This window comes from Leucobacter chromiireducens, from assembly GCF_003917135.1.
GTDB lineage: Bacteria > Actinomycetota > Actinomycetes > Actinomycetales > Microbacteriaceae > Leucobacter > Leucobacter chromiireducens_A.
In genome coordinates this window covers 1-994 of the sequence record NZ_RPDI01000075.1, presented here as the reverse complement: position 1 = coordinate 994, position 994 = coordinate 1, and the positions used below count along the sequence as shown (strand labels likewise).

At 74.6% G+C, this 994-nt stretch carries 1 protein-coding gene; it reads right to left on the bottom strand.

The genetic code is table 11. From position 1 onward, the window contains the following. A partial coding sequence (locus tag EGM46_RS14520; RefSeq protein WP_164512927.1) for a universal stress protein occupies positions 1–994 on the bottom strand: 994 nt, incomplete at both ends.

Below are 994 nucleotides of genomic sequence, written 5' to 3'. Positions count from 1 at the left end.
AGAGCAGCCAGGTGAGCAGCGGCCCGGCGACGAGCGCGAGGAGGAAGCCGGCGAGCCGCCGCCGCGCGGTGAGCCCGCCGCCCAGGCGCGGGAGGGTGCGCGTGCCGCCCGCCCCGGCGTGGTTGACGATGTGCACGTCGATGTCGCCGGACTCGCGGATCACGGTCGCGCCGATGCCCGGCCCCGTGAGCGCCGTCGCGAGGCGGCCGCGCCGGCTCGCGCCGAGCACGAGCTGGGTAGCGTTCTGCGAGCGCGCGAACTCGACGAGCGCGGTCGGCACGTCGGATCCCAGCACCTGGTGGTAGGTGCCGCCGAGCTGCTCGGTGAGCGCGCGCTGCTGCGCGAGCGCCGCGTGGTTTCCCGCGCGCAGCCCGTCCGGGCTCGTCGCGTGCACGGCCACGAGCGCACCGCCGGAGGCGCGCGCCGCGATCCTGGCCCCGCGCCGCAGCAGTGTCTCCCCCTCCGGGCCGCCGGTGAGCGCGACGACGACCCGCTCGCGCGCCTCCCAGGTGCGGTCGATGCCGTGTGCGCTGCGGTAGTTCGTGAGCGCCTGGTCCACCTCGTCGGCGAGCCAGAGCAGCGCGAGCTCGCGGAGCGCGGTGAGGTTGCCGAGGCGGAAGTAGTTCGAGAGCGCCGCGTCGATGCGCTCCGCCGGGTACACGACGCCACCGGCGAGCCGGTCGCGGAGCGCCTGCGGGGCGAGGTCGATCACCTCGATCTGGTCGGCCTCGCGGAGGAAGCGATCCGGCACCGTCTCCTGCTGCGGCACGCCGGTGATCTGCTCGACCACGTCGTTCAGCGAGGCGATGTGCTGAATGTTGAGCGTGGAGAGCACGTCGATGCCGGCGTCGAGCAGTTCGGCGACGTCCTGCCACCGCTTGTCGTTGCGCGAGCCCGGCGCGTTCGTGTGCGCGAGCTCGTCGACGAGCGCGAGCCTGGGGCGGCGCGCCAGCACGGCGTCGAGGTCCATCTCCTCGAGCGCGACACCGCGGTG